The sequence below is a fragment of the Oscillibacter sp. genome (assembly GCF_032060045.1).
Taxonomy (GTDB): Bacteria; Bacillota; Clostridia; order Oscillospirales; family Oscillospiraceae; genus Oscillibacter.
The window spans coordinates 9,831-12,437 of sequence record NZ_DAMBZJ010000011.1; the positions used below are offsets into that span (position 1 = coordinate 9,831).

General features: G+C 56.5%; 5 protein-coding genes and 1 pseudogene. 4 read left to right on the forward strand and 2 right to left on the reverse strand.

Annotation, left to right across the window (positions count from 1 at the left end):
* Positions 1–32: 32 nt before the first annotated feature.
* Together RT018_RS06135 and RT018_RS06140 are read right to left on the reverse strand one after the other, a co-directional pair.
* Entirely contained in the window at positions 33–386 is a 354-nt protein-coding gene (locus RT018_RS06135; protein ID WP_312940192.1) for an HAD hydrolase-like protein, read from the reverse strand.
* A 25-nt stretch (positions 387–411) separates the two neighbouring features.
* A pseudogene (locus RT018_RS06140) lies at positions 412–813 on the reverse strand (HAD hydrolase-like protein); the annotation flags it as partial.
* A gap of 65 nt (positions 814–878) precedes the next feature.
* Here RT018_RS06140 and RT018_RS06145 point away from each other — a divergent pair.
* The 4 genes from RT018_RS06145 to rbr are packed head-to-tail and all read left to right on the forward strand — an operon-like array spanning position 879 to position 2,561.
* A complete protein-coding gene (locus RT018_RS06145; protein ID WP_312940194.1) occupies positions 879–1,346 on the forward strand; it encodes a metallophosphoesterase in 468 nt (155 codons plus the stop codon).
* Positions 1,343–1,717 (forward strand): hypothetical protein, encoded by a 375-nt coding sequence (locus RT018_RS06150; protein ID WP_312940196.1) that lies wholly within the window; start codon positions 1,343–1,345, stop codon positions 1,715–1,717. Before RT018_RS06145 ends, RT018_RS06150 begins: the two co-directional genes overlap by 4 nt.
* A 25-nt stretch (positions 1,718–1,742) precedes the next feature.
* Complete coding sequence (locus tag RT018_RS06155; RefSeq protein ID WP_312940198.1) at positions 1,743–1,910, forward strand: hypothetical protein; 168 nt, start codon at positions 1,743–1,745, stop codon at positions 1,908–1,910.
* A gap of 57 nt (positions 1,911–1,967) precedes the next feature.
* The gene (gene rbr, locus RT018_RS06160; protein ID WP_312940200.1) at positions 1,968–2,561 is read left to right on the forward strand and encodes a rubrerythrin; all 594 of its coding nucleotides are present in this window, start codon (positions 1,968–1,970) and stop codon (positions 2,559–2,561) included.
* Positions 2,562–2,607: the final 46 nt, after the last annotated feature.

The window sequence follows — 2,607 nt, forward strand, 5'->3', positions numbered from 1 at the left end:
GGGCCAATGAAATGTAAAGGGCATAGGCCCGGTCAATGCGCCAAAATAAACTGTTCCAGTTCCGCCGCGGAGTGCACCACCGCCAAGGCTCCGGCCTCCTCCAGTTCTCCGGGGGCGGCATAACCAAAAAATTCTACACCCACGCAATCCACGCCGCACGCCTTCGCGCCCAGCACGTCGTATTTCCGATCACCCACCATCAGGATATGGGGCCGGTCTGCCTCGCTCAGATTCAGACGGCGAAATGTGTCCCGGATTACGTCGGCCTTTGTATAGTCCCCGTGGAGCAGGCCGCCCGCGATGACGCTGAGAGACGGCGTATAGCCAAACCGCGCGCAGATCCACACACAGCTTTTCCGGTTTAGAAGAAGACAGCGCCAACACATATCCTGCTTCCTTCAAACGCCCGCATAGTTCCGGCATTCCCGGAGTCGCCACGTTTTCAAATTTTCCGATGGGCTCATAACGCTCGCGAAATGCCACCACAGCGGCAAGCGCCTGCTCCTCGGTAAAGCCGCACAGTTCCATGTAAGTTTCCTGCAAAGGCGGGCCGATAAACTTAATCAGTATGTCCTCACTGGGCGCGATTTTACCCAGCTTTTCAAACGCGTAACGTAGCGAATTCAGGATGCCCTCCTTGGAATCCGTCAGCGTTCCGTCCAAATCAAAGAAAATATAACGATACAAAAATTTCTCGCCTCCGTTCCACAAAATTCTATCATGTTTTGCCGCTTCGTGCAAGATGCGATCAAGGTCCGCGCCCGCCGCATGGCACGAAGAGACAAAGCCGGCGTTTGCCCGTAAGAAATGCAAATTTGGTTGCCAAATTGCCCCGCAGGGAGTATACTGTCGGCATCAAAACCGAAGGACGGAACTTTATGAAAATACTGGTATTCTCCGATTCCCATGGCAACGTGGAGCATATGGTGACCGCTCTGGAACGGGAGAAGCCGCAACACATCTTCCATCTGGGGGACGGCTGGCGGGATGCGGAGCACCTCCGGGATATGTTTCCCGAGATTCCGCTGGAACAGGTCCCCGGAAACTGCGACTTCCGCCCGGAGGAACCGCCCGTGAAGCTTTTGGAGCTGGAGGGTAAGCGGATTTTTCTTTGCCACGGGCACACCTACCGGGTGAAGGAGGGCCTATTGGACGTGAGCTACGCGGCCCAAGAACACAAGGCGGATTTGCTGTGTTTTGGGCATACGCATGTTCCCACGCAGGAATGGGCGGGGGAGACGCTCTTGTTAAATCCCGGCAGCATTGGCTATTGGGGACGGCCCACCTATGCCGTGGTCCGAATGGAACGAGGCAGGCTTACGGCGGACCTGCGCAGGCTCGTATGACGAACGGAGCTGAGCGGGGCCGATTTGCTCCCTCTCCCAGCGGGCGGATGCATTTGGGAAATCAGAGCCAGAGGGGAGCGCGCTATACTACTGCGCTGGAGATGCTGCGAGAAAAAGGGCTGGTGTATCCATACTTTTGCACCCGTGCCCAGCTCCACGTGGCGTCCGCCCCTCACCGGGAGGACGGGCAGACAATTTATCCCGGTACCTGCCGGGACTTAACGCCCAATCAGGCGGCCGATCGGGCCAAAACGCGTCCTCCCGCCGATCGTCTGCGAGTGCCGGACCGGGAAATCGAGTTTGAAGACGGGCATCTTGGCCTGTACGCGGAAAATCTCGCCCGGGACAGCGGAGACTTTCTGCTCCGCTGATCGGACCGGCTTTGGGCCTATCAGCTTGCTGCTTTCCCGAAACACGCCGGAGGAGCTGATTGGAAAGCTTGGGTATCTTGCGGGACTGAATCCCTCCGCAAAGCCCCGAACTCTGAAAAGCCTGCTGAAGGAATTTGACTGGAAGCGGGTTCCGAAGGAGAATATTTTCGTACCGGCTGGTCTGTTTTTCTGAAATCCGCATAAAACCGCCCCCATTGCGCAAGCTGGCACAAAGGGGGTGGCCTATTTTATGGATTTGAAAAGCAGCGAAACAAAAATTAGTCTGATGCGGGCCTTCGCGGGAGAAAGTCAGGCCCGTAACCGCTATACGTTTGCGGCGTCGCAGGCCAAGAAGCAGGGGTTACACGTCATTGAAGCGGCGTTTGTGTTTACCGCGAATCAAGAGAAGGAGCACGCAGAGGTCTTCTACAAGCATCTGGGCGTGCTTTCGGGCGAGACGGTGCATATTGATGGCGGCTATCCCGTGGACGCGGCGCAAGACATGGCGGCGCTTTTGCGAATGGCGCAGCACAACGAGCTGGAGGAATTTGGAGACGCCTATCCTGCATTTGCCGAAATTGCGAAAAAAGAGGGCTTTTCTCACATTGCCGATAGCTTCTCCCGCATCGCCGCCATTGAGAAAACCCACGCCGACCGGTTTGAACTGCTGGCGGACCTGCTGGAACGGGAGCGTTTGTTCGTGGCCGATGTGGAGTGCGGTTGGATGTGCCTGAACTGCGGCTATGTCTTCACCGGGAAGGCCGCCCCGGAAAAATGCCCCGCCTGCGACCATGACAAGGGCTATTTTATCCGCTTGACCATGGCTCCGTATACGGAAGGGTAACCGATAAAATGCCTGCCTAAAAAGTTCTGGTAATACAAAAGGCCCC

Excerpts from the sequence above, each read along its gene's own strand:
- rbr (WP_312940200.1), top strand. The coding sequence starts at position 1,968 with ATGGATTTGAAAAGCAGCGAAACAAAAATTAGTCTGATGCGGGCCTTC.
- RT018_RS06135 (WP_312940192.1), bottom strand. The coding sequence starts at position 386 with ATGTGTTGGCGCTGTCTTCTTCTAAACCGGAAAAGCTGTGTGTGGATC.
- RT018_RS06150 (WP_312940196.1), top strand. The coding sequence starts at position 1,343 with ATGACGAACGGAGCTGAGCGGGGCCGATTTGCTCCCTCTCCCAGCGGG.
- RT018_RS06145 (WP_312940194.1), top strand. The coding sequence starts at position 879 with ATGAAAATACTGGTATTCTCCGATTCCCATGGCAACGTGGAGCATATG.